At 67.2% G+C, this 1,553-nt stretch carries 1 protein-coding gene; it reads right to left on the bottom strand.

The features are described 5' to 3' along the window. Nucleotides 1-9: 9 nt before the first annotated feature. Nucleotides 10-1,386 (bottom strand): NF041680 family putative transposase, encoded by a 1,377-nt coding sequence (locus AB0E90_RS51640; RefSeq protein ID WP_360421221.1) that lies wholly within the window; start codon nucleotides 1,384-1,386, stop codon nucleotides 10-12. Nucleotides 1,387-1,553 lie beyond the last annotated feature (167 nt).

Genomic DNA, 1,553 nt, shown 5'->3' with positions numbered 1-1,553 from the left:
ACTCGGCTTTTAAGGTGTTCTTGAGTCTTTTGGGTGGTTGCGTGGGGGGACTTTTTGGACGGGGTGACGGGGTGCTCGGCTGGTTTTGCGGCCGGGTGGGCGGCCGGGGCCGCCGGTGGTGGTTTTTGGTGCTCTGGTGGGGTTGGGCAGGGTGGGTAGTAGATGGCCGAAACTGTTGCGGACTCGGCCGGGGGTGAGTTTGCCGGCGGGTTGGGGTTGTTGCCAGGGCAGTCGGTGGTCGGCGACCAAGCCGGTGGCCAGGCGTAGTTGGGTGTAGGCGGCGGTGATGAGCCAGGCCCAGCGTTGGGCTTGTTCGGGAGTGCGGATCTTCGGGGTGGTCAGGCCGAGGGTTTGTTTGGTGAAGCGGAAGGTGTGTTCGATGTCGAAGCGGTGCAGGTAGGCGTAGGTGACCTGGAGCAGGTCGGGGAGGCTTTCGGGTGGTCCGGCCCACCAGAGCCAGAGAGGGTGTGGTGTGCGGCGGCCGTTGGGTAGCCGGTCGACGGTGATCCGGATCAGGGAGCATTCGATGATCGCGGGCCGGTTGCAGGTGTCACGCAGGCCGGGCTTTCTGGGGTGTAGCTGGTGCCAGGCCTGGACGGTTATCCGCCCGTAGGTGCTGGTGTCGCTGCTGGCGGTGCCGGCGGGGGCGGGCCAGGTGTCCGGGTCGGCGCAGTGGAATCGGGTGCCGTGGCGGCGGGGCCGTCCGGGTTGCCCGGTGCGGGTGGGTTCCGGTTGCGGGACGCGGGTGAAGAAGCGGCGGTCGTTGCGGATCCGTACGCAGATCTGAGCGGGGGTGCCGGCCAGTTCGGTGGTCAGCAACGCCGGGTTGTAGCCGGCGTCCAGGACGAACAACGGCGCCGGGCCGGTGACCGTGCTCTGCTGCCGGCCGATACGGGTCACCACCGTGCGGATCTGTTCGGCCGCGACCAGGTTCGCGTCGTCGGCGACAACCCGTAGCCGGATGTCCAGCGGCGCTGTCCACGTTGAAGACTCGGGGGAGATCGCGGCCAGCAGTGAGAAGTTCCAGCCGGCCACGATGGGCTGTCCGTGGACCTGGCGGGCTTTGGCGTGTTCCTGGTGATAGAGCCCGCGTCCCGGCGAGCAGTGCGCGTTCGGACGCGCCCAGGTCGTCGTGTCCACCGCGAAGACGGCACCCCAGCCGGGCGGGCGGTGCCCGGCCAGCACGTCGCGGATCATGTCCTCGTCGATGCGCCCGTCGTGCAGTGCCGCGTAGCCGCTGCCGTGTCCGCGCCGGGCGGCCGGCGCGAGGCTCAGGTGGGCGACACCATCGACCGTGATGGGCTGAGACAGACCGTCGACCAGCTCGAACAAGGCATCCGCCCACTCGGTGAAGCAGTCATACAACTCGCCCCGGAATCGCCCCAACCGGGAATGGTCTCCACCACCGTTCGAGGGCATACTGACGACAACGGCCACCTTGTCCTCCTTGAGTAGATTTAGTCGTCTTACTCTCAGAGTGACCAGGTGGCCGTCTCACACCCATCCCTCCGTCGAGGGACAAAACCCCAACCGACCTTAAAAGCCGAGTCAAG

Source organism: Actinoplanes sp. NPDC026619 (assembly GCF_040638295.1).
Classification (GTDB): Bacteria; Actinomycetota; Actinomycetes; order Mycobacteriales; family Micromonosporaceae; genus Actinoplanes.
Note: the sequence above shows the minus strand (reverse complement) of the source record. Positions and strands in the feature narration are given on the sequence as shown.